The sequence below is a fragment of the Burkholderia sp. MS389 genome (genome assembly GCF_016899425.1).
GTDB lineage: Bacteria > Pseudomonadota > Gammaproteobacteria > Burkholderiales > Burkholderiaceae > Burkholderia > Burkholderia sola.
In genome coordinates this window covers 81143-97492 of record NZ_CP045996.1, presented here as the reverse complement: position 1 = coordinate 97492, position 16350 = coordinate 81143, and the positions used below count along the sequence as shown (strand labels likewise).

16 protein-coding genes and 1 pseudogene are annotated in these 16350 nt (G+C 66.2%); 12 read left to right on the top strand and 5 right to left on the bottom strand.

Annotated elements, in window-relative coordinates:
- Positions 1–336: 336 nt before the first annotated feature.
- Both GJG85_RS30160 and GJG85_RS30155 read right to left on the bottom strand, forming a co-directional pair.
- Entirely contained in the window at positions 337–606 is a 270-nt protein-coding gene (locus tag GJG85_RS30160) for a hypothetical protein (protein WP_050016127.1), read from the bottom strand.
- Between the two features lie 503 nt (positions 607–1109).
- Positions 1110–2024 carry a helix-turn-helix transcriptional regulator gene (locus GJG85_RS30155; RefSeq protein ID WP_050016122.1) on the bottom strand — a complete coding sequence of 305 codons (915 nt, stop codon included), beginning with the start codon at positions 2022–2024 and terminating at the stop codon, positions 1110–1112.
- A gap of 325 nt (positions 2025–2349) precedes the next feature.
- On the opposite strand from GJG85_RS30155, the gene GJG85_RS30150 reads away from it, so the two are divergent.
- The 6 genes from GJG85_RS30150 to GJG85_RS30125 all read left to right on the top strand — a co-directional run bounded on the left by GJG85_RS30150 (position 2350) and on the right by GJG85_RS30125 (position 8441).
- Positions 2350–3423: a porin gene (locus GJG85_RS30150; RefSeq protein ID WP_050016121.1), complete on the top strand. Its 1074-nt coding sequence runs from the start codon at positions 2350–2352 to the stop codon at positions 3421–3423.
- Between the two features lie 104 nt (positions 3424–3527).
- Positions 3528–3851, top strand: a complete 324-nt coding sequence (locus GJG85_RS30145; protein WP_011660795.1) for a hypothetical protein — start codon at positions 3528–3530, stop codon at positions 3849–3851.
- Between the two features lie 151 nt (positions 3852–4002).
- Positions 4003–5250, top strand: coding sequence for an MFS transporter (locus GJG85_RS30140; RefSeq protein WP_050016119.1), 1248 nt, complete (start codon positions 4003–4005; stop codon positions 5248–5250).
- A 38-nt stretch (positions 5251–5288) separates the two neighbouring features.
- The gene (locus GJG85_RS30135) at positions 5289–6155 is read left to right on the top strand and encodes a dihydroorotate dehydrogenase electron transfer subunit (RefSeq protein ID WP_050016117.1); all 867 of its coding nucleotides are present in this window, start codon (positions 5289–5291) and stop codon (positions 6153–6155) included.
- Positions 6148–7125 carry a dihydroorotate dehydrogenase gene (locus GJG85_RS30130; protein ID WP_124631881.1) on the top strand — a complete coding sequence of 326 codons (978 nt, stop codon included), beginning with the start codon at positions 6148–6150 and terminating at the stop codon, positions 7123–7125. Before GJG85_RS30135 ends, GJG85_RS30130 begins: the two co-directional genes overlap by 8 nt.
- Positions 7125–8441 carry a hydantoinase/carbamoylase family amidase gene (locus GJG85_RS30125; RefSeq protein WP_050016194.1) on the top strand — a complete coding sequence of 439 codons (1317 nt, stop codon included), beginning with the start codon at positions 7125–7127 and terminating at the stop codon, positions 8439–8441. Before GJG85_RS30130 ends, GJG85_RS30125 begins: the two co-directional genes overlap by 1 nt.
- 67 nt (positions 8442–8508) lie before the next feature.
- Here the strand turns inward: GJG85_RS30125 and GJG85_RS30120 are convergent, their stop codons facing one another.
- Positions 8509–9069 (bottom strand): DNA-binding protein, encoded by a 561-nt coding sequence (locus GJG85_RS30120; protein ID WP_050016115.1) that lies wholly within the window; start codon positions 9067–9069, stop codon positions 8509–8511.
- A gap of 274 nt (positions 9070–9343) precedes the next feature.
- On the opposite strand from GJG85_RS30120, the gene GJG85_RS30115 reads away from it, so the two are divergent.
- The 4 genes and pseudogenes from GJG85_RS30115 to GJG85_RS30100 form a co-directional block, all read left to right on the top strand.
- Entirely contained in the window at positions 9344–10570 is a 1227-nt protein-coding gene (locus GJG85_RS30115) for an aromatic ring-hydroxylating dioxygenase subunit alpha (RefSeq protein WP_089490221.1), read from the top strand.
- A complete protein-coding gene (locus tag GJG85_RS30110; protein ID WP_050016109.1) occupies positions 10567–11964 on the top strand; it encodes an SLC13 family permease in 1398 nt (465 codons plus the stop codon). The genes GJG85_RS30115 and GJG85_RS30110 overlap by 4 nt, the downstream gene beginning before the upstream one ends.
- 22 nt (positions 11965–11986) lie before the next feature.
- A complete protein-coding gene (locus tag GJG85_RS30105; RefSeq protein ID WP_089490223.1) occupies positions 11987–12958 on the top strand; it encodes a PDR/VanB family oxidoreductase in 972 nt (323 codons plus the stop codon).
- Positions 12959–13037: 79 nt separating this feature from the next.
- Positions 13038–13169: pseudogene (locus GJG85_RS30100) on the top strand (IS3 family transposase); the annotation flags it as partial.
- A gap of 91 nt (positions 13170–13260) precedes the next feature.
- Here the strand turns inward: GJG85_RS30100 and GJG85_RS30095 are convergent.
- Positions 13261–14139 (bottom strand): LysR family transcriptional regulator, encoded by an 879-nt coding sequence (locus GJG85_RS30095; RefSeq protein ID WP_235356263.1) that lies wholly within the window; start codon positions 14137–14139, stop codon positions 13261–13263.
- A 1-nt stretch (position 14140) separates the two neighbouring features.
- Complete coding sequence (locus GJG85_RS30090; protein ID WP_160300523.1) at positions 14141–14314, bottom strand: hypothetical protein; 174 nt, start codon at positions 14312–14314, stop codon at positions 14141–14143.
- Positions 14315–14337: 23 nt separating this feature from the next.
- Between GJG85_RS30090 and GJG85_RS30085 the strand changes: the two genes are divergently transcribed.
- On the top strand, positions 14338–15510 hold the full coding sequence (locus GJG85_RS30085; protein ID WP_050016100.1) for a CaiB/BaiF CoA-transferase family protein: 1173 nt from the start codon (positions 14338–14340) through the stop codon (positions 15508–15510).
- The gene (locus GJG85_RS30080) at positions 15507–16346 is read left to right on the top strand and encodes a MaoC family dehydratase N-terminal domain-containing protein (protein WP_204384675.1); all 840 of its coding nucleotides are present in this window, start codon (positions 15507–15509) and stop codon (positions 16344–16346) included. Before GJG85_RS30085 ends, GJG85_RS30080 begins: the two co-directional genes overlap by 4 nt.
- Positions 16347–16350: the final 4 nt, after the last annotated feature.

Here is a 16350-nt window from a genome sequence, read left to right as displayed (position 1 = left end):
GAATTCGACGTGACCGGTGAATGGTAACCAACCATGCAGGAGCCGGAAATTCGGGCCGAACTGAAGGACCAAGCGCTGCTTTCCACCACCAAGTCTGAGCTCCGAAACGGGTACGCCGAATGCGATCCCCATCAGCAGATGCCCAAGCTCATGGATGACCGTCGATACCGGAACGGAAAGCCAAGCTGAGGCCACTAACATAAGCGCAGGGTCACGGTAGGCCGGATAGAGGTCAGCTGCAGCCGCGCTTGCGTAGATAAGCGAAATTGTTAATACGGGTCCCTAGATGAAAGACCATATCCGACTGATTTTCCGTGCCGTTACTCCGTCCACCGGCTACATAACCCAGAAGTACGAAGCGGCAAGGAGGCCCAGCGCCACGCTGACGGTTGCGGAAGCGATCAAGACGATCCGATCGCGCTCTCTCAATGGACCGTCTTCGTTCCAGGCGGTTACGGTGAACACCGTTGCTGCGAGGTATGCAACAGTAAGCGTCAGAAAGGCCGCGATCCCGTTCTTCGGCATCGCGTGCCCCAGCATAGAGCCGATCGAGAACATCACAATGAATGTCGAAATCGGAAGTGTGAGCGCGATCAGGCGCGTCACGCCCCCGACCCGCGTCCGCCTTTTAGTGTTTTTTTAGTGTTCAGACTGGGGTAAGGGAAGTTTGGCTTTGGGGGCCGGAGTGCAAAGCCTTGCTGGCATTGCCTCGGTACACAGCCACAATTCAAAGTTAAATGAAACGTGATGATCGGGATGGTCCGTCGAGGTGCGCTGGAATTTGCCGAAGCGCCGGCTGGTTACGGCCATCGAGCGGGTGAGCCGCCGACGGTGGCCGAGCCTCTGTTCGAGACGCGGTTTTTATTGTCTTTTTAGTGTTCGTCGAGCCGCGTGATGAATCCGGACTTGGGCTTGCCGATCGAATCGGATCGGGATGTGAGCGTTGTTCGATCGCGGTCGCGCATCACGTCGGGCGGCCGATGCGCGTGTGGACGCGGAAGTTTGACGGTTTTTATGTAGAAACTTCAGGGGGCCAGGTCAGGAAGAACGGTGCAGGAACGCACGCGATGCGGGTCCACCGGACCGCGCATGGTCGATGCGACGCCGCACTACGCCCGGTCGAGCAGGTCGGCGAGCAGCCTGGCCCCGGCGGCCCCCTTCGTGGAATCGGTCCACAGCCGGTCGATCATCTTCCGGTACATCGCGACGGCATCCGCCGACGTGGTGATCGTCGCGATGCCGGTACGGATGTTCGGCAGCTCGCCGAGCCGGAACGGCGATACCGCGATATGCGCGCTGTCGTCGTCCTCGAAGATCTGGAAGGTCTCGTTCGGCAGGTTGTCGCTGACGATGCCGATACGCACGCCTTTCGCATCGTCCTCGAGCATCCCGACGATTCGCATCACTTCCCGGCGCGCCGCCAGTTTGCGCTCGAGCTGCACGCCCGGCGGCAGCCCGAGGCGGCCGACCAGGCCGTGGTGCAGGAACTGCTCGATCTGGCGCAGCCCGATCAGGCTCGTCACGTTCAGCGGTGCGCGTCGGAACGCGGCTTTCCGGTCCGCGAGGATCGCCATCACTTTCGACAGCGTCTGCCGCCACGCGGCATCGGTCAGCGACGGCGGGATGCTTTCCTCGAGCATCTGGCGCAGCCAGCCTTCGTAATCGTCGGAGGTCAGCAGGAACGAGAACGGATCGAAATGCGCGAAGATCCGCTGCGAGCGGCTCTCGATCTGCCGCATGCGCTCGAAATAGCTGATCGCCGAATCGTGATACTCGACCTCGACGCCCATCAGGTTCGCGAGCGACACGCCGAACAGCGCGGCGAGCCGCTCGAGCGTATCGATCTTGACGATCTCGCCACGTTCGAGCTTGTAGACCGCCGCGCGCGAGATGTTCAGGCGCTCGGCGACATCCTCGCTGCGCAACTCGGCAGCCATCCGGTACGCGCGCAAGCGCTCGCCAATGCTGTCGAAGTCGAAGCGCGCGCCGCGCAGACGTGTTTTTCGGGAACCGGCGGTGGACATGAAGTACCTCTAGGTGGCGGGTGAAAAATCGACAGACACCGGTTGCGCGACCGCGCCGCCATCCTGCCGGGGGCATCGCGAAGATCGATGTTTGTCTATTTTTTTGTATCGGGTATTTTAACGTAGCCGACGACGGATGCTCGCACACCCGCGGCTTGCGCTCGTCTTGTGCGCGGTAACGGCCTGCGACCGGCCCGTGTCCGTGCGCGGGCACGCCGTCTAAATATTTGGACGAACGGCGCGCGCGCAGACGTGTCGGCGATAGAGGCATCGCACCTTCCAGACATTCCCACGTGCCGGCCCATTGCGCCGGGAGGAGAAAAGCATGACGTTGCGCACCCCGTGCGCCCGATTTCGGGCAGGATTCCTGATGGCCGGCGCGGCAGGCGCCATTGGCATCGCGCCGCTCGCGCACGCGCAGTCGAGCGTGACGCTGTACGGCGTTGCCGACGCTTTCGTCGGTTCGGTGAAGCAACCCGGCGCTCGCACGGCGCTCGTGCAGTCGGGCGGCGGGATGACGACGTCGTTCTGGGGCCTCGGCGGCAGCGAGGATCTCGGCAACGGCAACAAGGCGTTCTTCGTGCTCGAAAGCTACTTTCAACCGCAAAGCGGCGCGTACGGCCGCTACGCCGGGGACAGCCTGTTTTCGCGCAATGCGTACGCGGGATTGCAGACGCGGTTCGGCCAGCTTCGTCTTGGCCGGATCACGACGCCGCTGTATCTCGCGACGATCCAGTTCAACCCGCTGTTCAATTCGTACACGTTCTCGCCGATGATCTTCCACACGTTCAAGGGCGTGGGCGCCGAGGGCGTGGTCGGCGATTCGGCGTGGAACAACGCGCTCGCCTATACGAGCCCGACGTTCGGCGGCTTCAATGCGGGGCTGCTGTATGCACTCGGCAATACGGCCGGCCGGAACGGCGCCAAGAAATGGAGCGTCAACGCGAACTACGCGCGCGGCGCGTTCGCGGCCGCCGTGGTCTTCCAGTACGTGAATTTCAGCGCGACGCCTGGCGATCTCGACGGCGCGCTCGCCGCGGCGCCGGGCCTGTCGAGCCAGCGCACGGTGCAGGTCGGCGCGTGGTACGACTGGCGTGTCGTGAAGCTGTTCGCGCAGTACATGAACGTCGCGAACCGCGCGCAGCGCGGCAACTTCCACGGCGATACGCTGCAGGCCGGCGTCAGCGTGCCGATCGGCGTGGGTTCGCTGCTGGCGAGCTACGCGTATACGCATTCGAGCGGGGCGCTCGCCGACGGCGCGCATCGCAGCACCGGTGCGCTCGGCTACGACTATCTGCTGTCGAAGCGCACCGACCTCTATTCGGCGATCAAGGTCGATCACGTCGGCGGGCTGTCGACCGGCATCACGTACGGCGCGGGCCTGCGCACGCGTTTCTGACGCAGGCATCGCGATGCGAGGCTTCGCGGTTTACCCCGATACATCGGACGCTTGCATTCCGTTTTTGATGCGGGTAGTCTAAATATTTAGACGAGGAGGAAAGCATGAACCTTATGGACGCCACGCAGTGGCTGGCACAGGACGTCGTCGGCTTTTCCGACATTCACCGGTTCGCGACGCGCTGCCGGGACGCGGCGGCGCCGCACGGGCGGGAATCGGCGGCGCTGGTGCTGCTCGCACAGGCGGCCGCGACGTTCGCCGAACGGCAGGAGGGCGTGGCGGTCTGCACGGAGACGGTGCAGGCGTTTCTCGCCGAACTGCGCGAGCACGCGCGGCGGCTGAGCGATGCGAGCGGGCGCTCGGACGACGCGCTGCTCGCGGCGCTCAACGGCTTCGCCGCGCAGGTGTCGAAGGAACTGGTCGTCTGATGCGCGACGCCGGCGCGAATCTGCCCGGGCCGCGCCCTTAAGCTGTGCGATGCCGACGATCGGGTCGCGGTCAGTTCGTCTAGAAAAAACGACAAACGACCGCGAAACGGACCGCCGGCATCGATATTTCCTCCTCACGATACGGACAATCATGGAAGCGAACCTTCGATCCTCCGCGGCCGCGCCCGCCGGCGCACCGCCCGAACGGGTGTCGCGCTACGCGTGGAAAGTGCTGGCCGGCTCGGCCATCGGCTATGCGATGGACGGCTTCGACCTGCTGATCCTCGGCTTCATGCTGCCGGCAATTTCGGCGTCGCTGCAGCTCGGCGCGCAGCAGGCGGGGGCGCTCGTCACGTGGACGCTGGTCGGCGCGGTCGCGGGCGGCGTGATTTTCGGCACGCTCAGCGATCGCTACGGCCGCGTACGCGTGCTGACCTGGACGATCCTGCTTTTCGCGGTGTTCACCGGGCTATGCGCGTTCGCACAGGGCTTCTGGGATCTGCTCGCGTACCGGACCATCGCCGGCATCGGCCTCGGCGGCGAATTCGGTATCGGCATGGCGCTCGCGGCCGAAGCGTGGCCTGCAGCCAAGCGCGCCCGCGTGTCGTCGTACGTGGCGCTCGGCTGGCAGAGCGGCGTGCTCGCGGCGTCGCTGCTGACGCCGCTGCTGCTGCAGAGCGTCGGCTGGCGCGGCATGTTCGCGATCGGCGTGCTGCCCGCGATCGTCGCCTGGGTGCTGCGCAACAAGCTGCACGAGCCGGAAGTGTTCGTCCGGAGCCAGCAGCCGGCGCGCACGGGCGCGCGTTTCCGGCTGCTGTTCGCCGATGCGCGCACGACCCGCACGAGCATCGGCATCGTCGTGCTGTGCGCGGTGCAGAACTTCGGCTACTACGGGATCATGATCTGGATGCCGACGTTCCTGTCGAAGCAGCTCGGCTTCTCGCTGACGAAATCCGGAGTGTGGACCGCGGTGACCGTGCTCGGGATGATGGCCGGCGTCTGGCTGTTCGGACATCTGGCCGACCGGATCGGCCGCAAGCCGACGTTCCTGCTGTACCAGCTCGGCGCGGTGGCGATGGTATTCGTGTATTCGCGGCTGACGGACCCGGCCACGATGCTGTGGGCTGGCGCGCTGATGGGCATGTTCGTGAACGGCATGGTCGGCGGCTACGGCACGCTGATGTCCGAAGCGTATCCGACCGCGGTGCGCGCGACCGCGCAGAACGTGCTGTGGAACGTCGGCCGTGCGATCGGCGGGCTCGGGCCGCTCGTCGTCGGCGCGCTCGCCGCGCGCTATTCGTTTCAGATCGCGATCGCGATGCTGGCCGCGCTTTACGTGCTCGACATGATCGTCACGGTCACGCTGATTCCGGAACTGAAGGACCGCGCGCTCGACTGACGCGCGTGCCTCCGCCCAACCGTAACGAGGAGAGAACGATGGACGTGATCGACGGGGCGCGCGCCTGCGCGCAGCCGTGGGCGGCCACGGTCGCCACGCACGCGTGCGACGTGGTCGCGCATCGCGCGGTGAACCGGCGCTATCGCTATCTGCGCGTGCGCGCCGACGCGCCGCTCGCGAGCGTCACGCAGGCCGGCCAGTTCTATCAGCTCGTCTGCCCCGTCAGCGATCTGCACCGGCCATTCCTGCCGCGCCCGATGAGCGTGTACGGCGTCGGCCCCGGCGCCGGCGAAATCGAGTTCCTGTACAACGTCACCGGCGAAGGCACGCGTGCGCTCGCGCAACTCGGCGTCGGCGCGCGGCTGTCGATCGTCGGGCCGCTCGGCCGCCCGTTCACGCTCGACGCCGATGCGCGACGGCTGCTGCTCGTCGCGCGCGGCGTCGGTCTCGCGACGATGGCGCCGCTCGTGCAGCGCGCGGCGCGGGCGGGCCTCGCGCTGACGGTCGTGATGTCGGCGCGCACGCCGGACGACCTGATGACCGCGGAATTCCTGCGCGGCGCGCCGGCCGACGTGCATGCGGTGTTCGACAGCGACGGCTCGTCGGCGGTCGCGAACGTGGACGCGCTGCTGCGCGCGAGAATCGCGCGCGATCGGCCGGACGCGGTCTACACGTGCGGCTCGCAACGGTTGCTCGCGCTGCTGCAGCGCGTGCTCGCCGACCATCCGTCGATGCGCGGCGAGGTCGCGCTCGAGCAGCGGATGGCATGCGGGATGGGCGTCTGTCTGTCGTGCGTGCGGATGTTCGACGACGGCGCGACCCGCGCATTCCGGCGCGTGTGCCGCGAGGGCCCGGTATTCGCGATTCGCGACGTGGTGACGGAGGGGGAGGTGGAAGTTGGCTGACCTGAGCGTACGCGTGGGCGAACTGAGCCTGCGCAATCCCGTGATGCCGGCATCCGGCTGTTTCGCGATCGAGTATCGCGATGCGCTCGACCTGACCGGGCTCGGCGCGCTCGTGATCAAGAGCGTGTCGCCCGTCAGCCGCCCGGGTAACCCGACGCCGCGTGTCGCCGACGCGGGTGACGGCATGTTGAATTCGATCGGCATTCCGAGCCGCGGCATCGACGACTATCTCGAGCACGTGCTGCCCGCGTACACGGGCCACGGCACGCCGGTCGTCGCGTCGGTGTCCGCCGATACGGCGGACGCGTTCGCGCGCGCGTGCGAGGCGCTGTCGCGGCCGGACGTCGCGGCGATCGAGGCGAACATCTCGTGCCCGAATCTCGAGGCGGACGGCATGGCGTTCGGGATGGACGCGGGCATGACGTGGCAGGTCGTCGACGCGATCCGCATGCGCACCGGGCATCCGCTGTGGGTGAAGCTGACGCCGAACGCGGGCAACATCGCGAAGATCGCGCAAGCGGCACAGGACGCGGGCGCCGACGCGATCGTGATGGGCAACACGGTGCTCGGCATGTCGATCGACGTGCGCACGCGCCGGCCGTCGCTCGGCAACGTGATGGGCGGCCTGTCCGGGCCGTCGATCAAGCCGATCGCGCTGCGGCTCGTCCACCAGTGCTATCGCGCCGTGTCGATTCCGGTGATCGGCTGCGGCGGCATCCGGAGCGCCGCCGACGCCATCGAGTTCCTGCTCGCCGGCGCGAGCGCGGTGCAGGTGGGCACGGCGTCGTTCCGCGATCCGGGCGTGATGCGCACGATCATCGACGGGCTCGAGCAGTTTTGCGCGGACGAGGGCGTCGGCGCGATCGCGTCGCTGACCGGGCAGGTCAGGCTCGACGCGGCGCTGAGCGAGCGCTGGCAGCGCTTTTGCGCGGCGCCGGCGCGCGCGCGCGGCACGACGGCGGGGGCGTGATGAACGCGCATACCGACAGGCCGGACGCGCCAGCGGACCTCGACGTGCACGACGCGGCGGCGCTGCCGCTTGCCGAACTGACGGCGCTCGCCGAGCAGTGGTTCGACGAGATCCGCGTGCTGTCGGCGGACGGCGTCGGCGTCACGCGCGAGAGCTACGGCGACAGCGAAACGGCGGCCGCGCAGCGGCTGGCGGCGCACGCCGAACGCGAGGGCATCGCGGTGCGCGTGGACCGTGCGGCCAACCTGGTCTTCAGCCTGCCCGACGCGGACCCGCATGCGCGTGCGATCTGGGTCGGCTCGCATCTCGACTCGGTGCCGCATGGCGGCAACTACGACGGGCTCGCGGGCATCGTCGCGGGGCTGCTGTGCCTCGTCGCGCAACGGCGCGGCGGCCGCGCGTCGCCGCACCCGTTGAACGTGATCGCGCTGCGCGGCGAAGAGAGCGCCTGGTTCGGCAAGGCCTACATGGGATCGAGCGCGCTGTTCGGCCGGCTGACGCCGGACGATCTCGCGATGAAGCATCGCAGCACCGGCCGCCCGCTGGCCGATTGCATGGCGGCGGCGGGCGTCGACATCGACGCGGTGCGGGCGCGCAAGCCGCTGTTCGACGTGCGGCGCGCGCATGCGTATCTGGAGCTCCACATCGAGCAGGGGCCCGTGATGGTCGCGCGCGGGCTGCCGGTCGCGGTCGTGTCCGGCATTCGCGGCAACGTGCGGCACAACTCCATCAGCTGCATCGGCGAGGCCGGCCACTCCGGCGCGGTGCCGCGCGACCTGCGGCACGACGCGATCTTCGCGGTCGCCGAGCTGATCACGCGGCTCGACGAGCACTGGCGCCGGCTGCTCGAACGCAACATCGATCTCGTCGTGACGACCGGCATCGTGTCGACCGACCAGGACGAGCATTCGATTTCGCGGATTCCCGGCCAGGTGCATTTCAGCTTCGAGGCGCGCAGCGAGAGCACGGAGACGCTCGACGTCTTCCATGAATTGCTGATCGCCGAATGCAATTCGATCGCGCGCGAGCGTGGCGTGCGATTCGATTTCGACCGGCGGTTGGCGAGCGCGCCGGCGCGGATGGATGCCACCCTGCGCGCCGCACTTGCCGACGCGTGCACGCGGCTCGACGTGCCGTATGCGACGCTGCCGAGCGGCGCGGGCCACGACGCGGCGCTGTTCGCGAACGCGGGCGTGCCAAGCGGGATGCTGTTCGTGCGCAACGATCACGGGTCGCACAACCCGCACGAGGCGATGTCGATCGATGATTTCATGCTGGGCGTGCGCGTGCTCGCCGACACGATTGCGCGGCTGTGACCGGCAATACGGGAAGCGACGGGAAGCGATGGCGGCCGACGCGCCGTGGAGCCGGAACGCGTGCGGTTCACGCCGACGGAACGTGTGCGCCTGCGCCGCCCGCCGCGCGGTTCACGTGCGCGAGCACGAATGCATAGACGTCATCGAGCGCCGACACGATGCGCGTGCCGGCCGCGACGCCATCGAACGCGCTCGCGGGCCCGGTGCAGATCAACGGCTTCGCGAAGCGCGTCGCGAGGCGGATCTCGTCGAGCGTGCCCTTGCTCCCCGGTAGCGCGACGACGACGTCGCTCGTCAGCACGTTCACGTAGTTGCGGCTCAATGCGTCGTCCGGCGCGTCAGCTTCCTTGCGCGGCAGTGGCGTGACGATAGGCAGGTCGATGAACGGATTCGGATAGCCGGCGATCGGCACGAAGCCGAACAGCGGGTGCGCTTCGCTCGGCACGATGCCGATCGAGCGGCCGCGGCGCCCCGGCGTCGTCGCGTAGGCGCGCGCGACCGACAGCATCACGCCGCGGCCGGCGCCGGTCAGCAGGTCGAATCCTTGCGCGGCGATCCACGTTCCGAGCGGCGTCGCCCACTCCGGCCATTCGTTCTTGCCCGAGCCCATCACGCCAATGATCGCCATCTTGTCCTCCTGGTTGGCCGACGCGCGGCGTGTCGATCTCGGCGATCGCGCGCACCGTTCGTCTTTTTAATTATACACATCGACCGATTTCTGGTGATGCGGCGGCGATGACGGGCTGAAAATTGTGGATTTTCCCGCCTTGCATTTTTCCTTCACTTTATTTAGTCTAAAAAAATAGATTTATCGACGGACGTATCGCGACTCGAGGGTTCGCCGGTACGCAGCCGTCTCCGGGGCGATACAGCCCGCTACAACCTGAGAGAGAGGTGTATTCATGCTTGACCACGCCACCAACGAATTGCTGACCCGCGTGGGGCCCGGCACGCCGTGCGGCGAGTTGCTGCGTCGCTACTGGCATCCGGTCGGTTATTCGTCGGAGCTGGCCGAAGCCGGCCAGACGAAACGCGTGCGGATTCTCGGCGAGGATCTGGTGCTCGCGCGCACCGGCAACGGCGGCGTGCTGCTCGTGCAGGAGCGTTGCCCGCATCGCGGTGCATCGCTGCTGTACGGCTTCGTCGAGGAAGCCACGATCCGCTGCGCGTATCACGGCTGGCAGTACAACGCGGCCGGCGAATGCGTGGAGCGGCCGTTCGAATCGGCGAAGGCGAGCCGCGTCTGCAAGAAGCTGATCGACAGCTATGCGACGCACGAATGCGGCGGGCTGATCTTCGCCTACATGGGGCCGGCGGAGCAGAAGCCCGCGTTTCCGAACTGGGACATCCTCGTGCGCAACGACGGCGTCCGCCATTTCGAGGTGCAGGACGATCTCGCGTGCAACTGGTTCCAGGTGCAGGAAAACGCGGTCGACGTCACGCACACCTTCTATACGCACTCGAAATACTTCGAGCGCCTCGGCATGCGCGACGCGTCCGGGTTCGGCAAGCCGTTCAAGCGGTTCGGCTTCCAGCGCTTCGACTGGGGCATCGTGAAGAGCTGGGAATACGAAGGCGAGGGCCGCGGCTGGGGCAACCTGATGGTGTTCCCGAACATGCTGCGGATCATGACCGAGATGCACTGGCGCGTGCCGGTCGACGATACGACGACGCGGATCGTCTGGGTGTCGTTCACGCCGAACGCGGACGGCGCGCAGCCGCCCGCTCACGAGGCGCCGAAGATCGTCCGGCAGCCGGCGCGCACCGACGCGGCGGGCCGCTACCTGATGGACACGTTCATGAGCCAGGATGCGATGGCGGTCGAGACGCAGGGCCCGATCTTCGATCGTTCGCGCGAGAACCTCGGCGCGTCCGATCGCGGCATCGTGATGTTCCGCCAGATGCTGCAGGAGCAGATCGACGCGGTCGCGCGCGGCGAGCGGCCGGTCGCGAACGTGTACGGCGGCGCGCCGGACGTGACCGACCTGCGCGCGTGGATGGGCGGCTATCTGCCGATGAGCTGCGCGCCGGACCCGACGTTCCGCCAGCAGCGCGAATTCGGCGACATCTTCGACGAGTCGCACGTCGAGTACGAGATCCCGGCGAACTCGCCGGTGATGCGCGCTTGAGCGGCGGTGCGCTCGGCGGGCCGGGCCGCGGCGCCGGCATGCTGACGGCCGGCCGCGTCACGGTCGCGCTGCTCGCGGCGGGGCTCGCGAGCGTCGCCGCGCTCGGCGCGCGCGGCACGGTGTCGGCCGGCGACGCACGCATCGTCGCGATCGTGTTCACCTGCATCGTGCTGTGGGCGACGGGCGCGGTCGCGAGCCTGTGGGTGTCGCTGCTGTTTTTCTTCCTCGCGGCGACCTGCACGCCGGTGCCCACCGCCGAGATCTTCTCCGGCTTCGGGTCGAGCGCGTTCTGGCTCGTGTTCAGCGGCGCGGCGATCGGCTTCGCGCTGAAGGAGAGCGGCCTGAGCGAACGGATCGGCATCGCGCTCGCGCGCCGGATCGGCGGCTCGTATCTGAAGGCGCTGCTCGCATTCGCGATCCTGAGCTTCCTGCTGTCGCTCGTGATGCCGTCGACGTTCGGGCGGATCGCGATCCTGATTCCGATCGCGATCGGCTACTGCGACGTCGTGAAGCTCGGCGCGCACGCGAACGGGCGGCGCGGCATCCTGCTGCTCGTGATCGTCGGCTCGTACGAGCTCGCTGCCGCGGTGCTGCCCGCGAACCTGCCGAACGTGATCATGGCGGGGATTCTCGAGCAGTCGCACGGGATGCATCTGCGCTTCTCCGAGTATCTGCTGCTGTTCTTTCCGGCCGGCGTGATCGTGCGCGGCGCGGTGCTGGTGTTCGCGTCCTGGTGGCTGTTCGCGGATACGGTCGGCGAAGTCGAGATACCGGCGGCGCGCGTCGCGCTCGGCCGCCGCGAATGGCACGCGATCGTGCTGCTGGCGATCACGCTCGCGTTCTGGTTCACCGACGCCGTGCATCGCATCGCGCCCGGCTGGGTCGGGCTCGGCTTCGCGCTCGTCTACTTCGGCACGTCGCCGCCCGCACAGCTCGAGCGCTTCACCGCGACGCTGAAGATGGACCTGCTGTGGTTCATCGCGGCGATCATCGGGCTGACTGCGCTCGTCAACCATCTCGACATGCGCGTGCCGGACACGCTCGCGCTCGACGCGTTGCGCGACAGCCCGATGCTCATGTACTTCGCGCTGACCGCGCTGTCGATCGTCGTCTGCTTCGCGGTCACGTCGAATGCGGAACCGGCGCTATACGTGCCGATCGTGTCGCGCCTGCTCGCGCAGGGGCTGCACCTGAAGGCCGGCCTGCTCGCGCAGGTAATGGGCTATGCGACCACGGTCCTGCCGTACCAGTCGCCGCCGATCGTGTTCGGCAACGCGCTCGCGCAGCTGGACCGGAGGGCGGTGCTCCGGTACTGCATCGCGACGGCGCTGCTGGGCGTGGTGTTCGTGATCCCGATCAATGCGTTGTGGTGGCGGCTGATCGGGCTGCTGTGAGTTTTCCTGAACGGTGAATCCAATGATCGAAAACGATCTGCTTGCCGCGCGCGTGATTGCGCGCGAGCGCGTCGCGTGCGACGTGATTTCGCTGCGGCTCGTCAGCGACGCGCCGGGTCTCCCCCTGCCCGCGTTCGAGGCCGGCGCGCATATCGACCTGCATCTGCGCGACGGGCTCACGCGCAAGTATTCGCTGTGCAACGATCCGGTCGAGCGCGGCGTGTACGAGATCGCGATCAAGCGCGAGCCGGCGTCGAGCGGCGGCTCCGCGCACGTGCACGATGCGATCCGGGTAGGCGATGTGCTGCGGATCGGCGCGCCGCTGAATTACTTCCCGCTCGCGCCGGACGACAGCCCGGCCGTGCTGCTCGCCGCCGGGATCGGCGTGACGCCGTTACTCGCGATGGCGCACAGCCTGATGCGCGCGGGGCGGCCGCTCGCGTTCCACTACTTCGTGCGTTCGGCCGACGCGGCCGCGTACGGGGCGACGCTCGCGTCGCGGCTCGCGGACGTCGCGACGGTGCACACGGGGCTGACGCCCGACGCGACCCGCGACGCGATCGCGACGATCGTCGGCGCGATGGATTCGCGCTCGCATCTGTATTTCTGCGGACCGGCGCCGTTCATGGCGGCCGTCGACGCGATCGCGCGCCCGGCGCTCGGCGATGCGCGGCTTCATCACGAGTATTTTTCCGCGCCAGCCGCGGAGCCTGCCGACGGCGGGGCCGACGCGTTCCGGATCGACCTCGCGCGCGCGCAGCGCGCGCTGCTCGTGCCGCCGGGGCAGTCGATCACCGATGTGCTGTACGAGCACGGCATCGCGGTCGCCACGTCGTGCGAGGCGGGCGTGTGCGGCGCATGCCGGACGACCGTGCTCGAGGGCACGCCCGATCATCGGGATGCGTTCCTGAGCGCGGCGGAAAAGGCCCGCAACGACTGCATGATGCCGTGCGTGTCGCGATGCCGCGGCGAACGGCTGGTGCTGGATCTCTGAGCCGTCACGGAGGGCTGAGTGAGGCCGGTCGGAAAAAATGGAAGCCAACGTTTCGTAGAATCGGGAAACGGAGGCATGGATGAATCGCATTCCACGAGCGGTCGATACGAAGGCGCTTCGCGACGAAGCTGCCAAACTGGCGTGGACTGAAGGTGTTGGGGGATCGGAAGCTTTCCGGCGCTTGCCGATCCCGATCGAGACGCTGGCAAATCGGCACGTCGTTCGACGATGTGCAGGACGACGAGCGCGAATGGATCGCCTCCGCATAACGCTTGGGATGCGCTCTTTTATTTTTCGGCGAATCACTCCGAAGCATGGCACAGCATGCCGACCAACTTGTCTCGGTACAGGTTCTTCTCTGCCGGACTGCGCTGTACGCATACGTGCAGGTTGCGCTGAGACCAAGGCTCAATCAGCGGGATGACCGCGATCTTTCCCTCATCCGATGATTCGATCGCCGTTCGCGGAACGATACCCATTCCAGCTCCCGACGATACGAGGCGAGCGATAGCCCGATAACCGGATACCTGCACGCGAATGTCGAGTCGTCCATCCAGCGCGGCGGCATGGTTCACCAGAAACGTGTGCAGCGCAGCCCCTGATTGCAGACTAATGAACGGCTGGCCCAGGCACGCCTCGAAGCTGACTTCGCTCTGCCTGGCGAGCGCGTGCGTCACAGGCGCGAGCAAGACCAACTGGTCCTTCTTGTACGGTACGAATCGCAGCGCCGAATGCCCGGAATCCAAGGCCACGACACCGACATCTGCTCGACCGGCCACCACCGCGGCGACGATGTCGTGACTCAGTCGTTCTTCCAGTGTGATGCGCACGCTCGGGAACGCCGCGAAGAAACGAGCGAGGTCGTCCGGCAGATGGGAGCTGATCGCGTTGTTGTTGGCGAATACGGTGACGTGCCCGGTCATTCCCTGGGTGAAAGGCAAAAGATCCGAGCGCATTTGGTCGAGTTGAGCGAGACAACGCCGTGCGTGCTCCACGAGAACCTGGCCCGCCGCCGTCAGCGCGACGCCTCTCGGATGCCGACTCAGCAACGTCACCCCTACCGAGTCTTCAAGATTCTTCACGCGAAGGCTCGCAGACGATGGCGCAAGGTGGCAGCGTTCGGCGCCGCGCGAGACGTTGCCTTCCTCGGCGACGGCGACGAACACCTTCAGGTCAGTCAAGTCATAGCTCATCGTGTTCGAATTTGGCGAAGATGACGCCGGCTTTATAGCACAGCAGCACTCGCCAGCTTGCGGTACGCAAATTGCTGCATTGCACGATTTCGTTAATCCCGAACGATCCTTTCGTGAAATCTCGCTGTAATCGACCGCCGCGTTTTCCGATACTGGTAGCCATCAACCTAACTCGGGAAGGCAGTGATGGTCGCATCAGTGGGTGAAGCATCCTCGGCGAAGCCACTCGCCGGCGTCGTCGTCGTCTCCATCGAACAAGCGCTGGCGGCGCCTTTGTGCACCGGACGCCTGGCGGAAATGGGGGCGCGGGTCATCAAGATCGAACGCGCGGAAGGCGATTTTGCGCGTGGCTACGACGCGGCCGCGAACGGTCAATCGTCGTATTTTGTCTGGACAAATCGCGGCAAGGAATCGGTCGTGCTGGACTTCAAGGACGCCGATGACGCCGCACTCCTGCATCGGCTTATCGCGGAGGCCGATGTCTTCGTTCAAAACCTGGCCCCCGGCGCATTGGATAGAGCCGGATTCGGCAGTGAAAGACTGCGTGAAATGCACACGCGTCTGATCACGTGCGATATCAGCGGCTACGGCACGAACAACGCTGCGAGCCATCTCAAGGCGTACGACCTTCTCGTGCAGTGCGAAAGCGGTCTGGCGGGTATCACTGGCGCACCGGATGCATGTGGGCGCGTTGGCGTTTCCATCTGCGACATTGGCGCGGGGATGAACGCGACCATTGCCGTGCTGTCGGCTCTCGCGCTTCGCTCGAGCACCGGCAAGGGATCGAGTGTCTCGGTTTCCTTGTTCGACGGTGCGGCGGACTGGATGACGATCCCCTACGTACACCACGTTTACGGAAATGGAGCACCTGCACGCCAGGGTCTGAAGCATCCTTCCATTGCGCCGTATGGCGCGTTCAAGACCAAGGACGGTGACGAAATCGTCATCAGCATTCAAAACGAGCGCGAGTGGCGTCAGTTCTGCTCGGCGTTCCTCCAGCAACCGGACGTGGCGGAAGACGCGCGCTTCTCGTCCAACACGAATCGCGTGCAAAACCGCGCAGCCCTCGAACGGGTGATTGCCGACGCATTCGCGAAGGTCGACTCCAGCGAAGCACTTCAACGCCTGTCAATCTCGAACACCGCGTACGGTCAAGTTCGCTCGGTTGCCCAGATGGCTGAACACCCTGCGTTGCGGACGTGGCCGATGACAGTCGACGGCGAAGCATTGCGAATGATTGCGCCGGCGGTTCGCGCGCCGTGGGACAGCCAACACTATGACGCGGCGCCCAAGTTGGGAGAACACACCGAGCGGATTCGCGCCGAGTTCGCCACGAAACAAGTGGGAGAATTCGCATGAGCGTCGTCGACATTGCCCACCTCCGCGAATGGATCGGCAAGAGCCAGTCCGACCGTGACGTCCTGTCGTCGCGTCACGCGCGACTGATGGCCGCGACCCTCGGAATGCCTCAGTCCGACTTCGTCGACGGCGCACGATTGCCCCCGCTTTGGCATTGGCTCTATTTCCTGAGTGGCGACGCACCTTCGGCGCTCGGTCGAGACGGGCACCCCGCAAGAGGCGGCTTCCTGCCTCCCGTCCCGTTGCCGAACCGCATGTGGGCCGGGGGCAAGCTCGAATTTCATGGCGACCTGCCGCTTGGCGCGGAAGTTGAAAAGCGTTCGAGCATCGCATCGGTCGAGCACAAACAAGGACGAAGCGGCGAACTCGTCTTCGTGACCGTCCTGCATGAAGTCGTGCGCGAAGGGAAGGTGCTTGTCACCGAGCACCACGACATTGTCTACAAGGAAGCGTCGAAGGGCGGCGCCACGCCTGCGCAAACGGACATGCCCCAACCGCAGCGGACGCGTCGAGTGAAACCCGATTCGACGATGCTGTTCCGCTACTCCGCGCTGACGTTCAATGGCCACCGCATTCACTACGACGCGGACTACTGCCGAGCGGTCGAGGGCTATCCGAATCTCGTGATTCACGGGCCCCTCAATGCAACGCTCCTTGCAAGCTTCGCGGAGGAAGTGAGCGGACGTCGCCTGAAGCACTTTCGTTATCGCGGCATTCAGCCGTCGGTGCTGGGCAACGAATTCGAGTTCAACGCCGCGCCAGACGGCGACCCACTCGTCGTTTGGGTGAGCCTGCCCGGCGGTGCAGTGTCCATGCGAGCCGAAGCCTCGTTCTGAACGC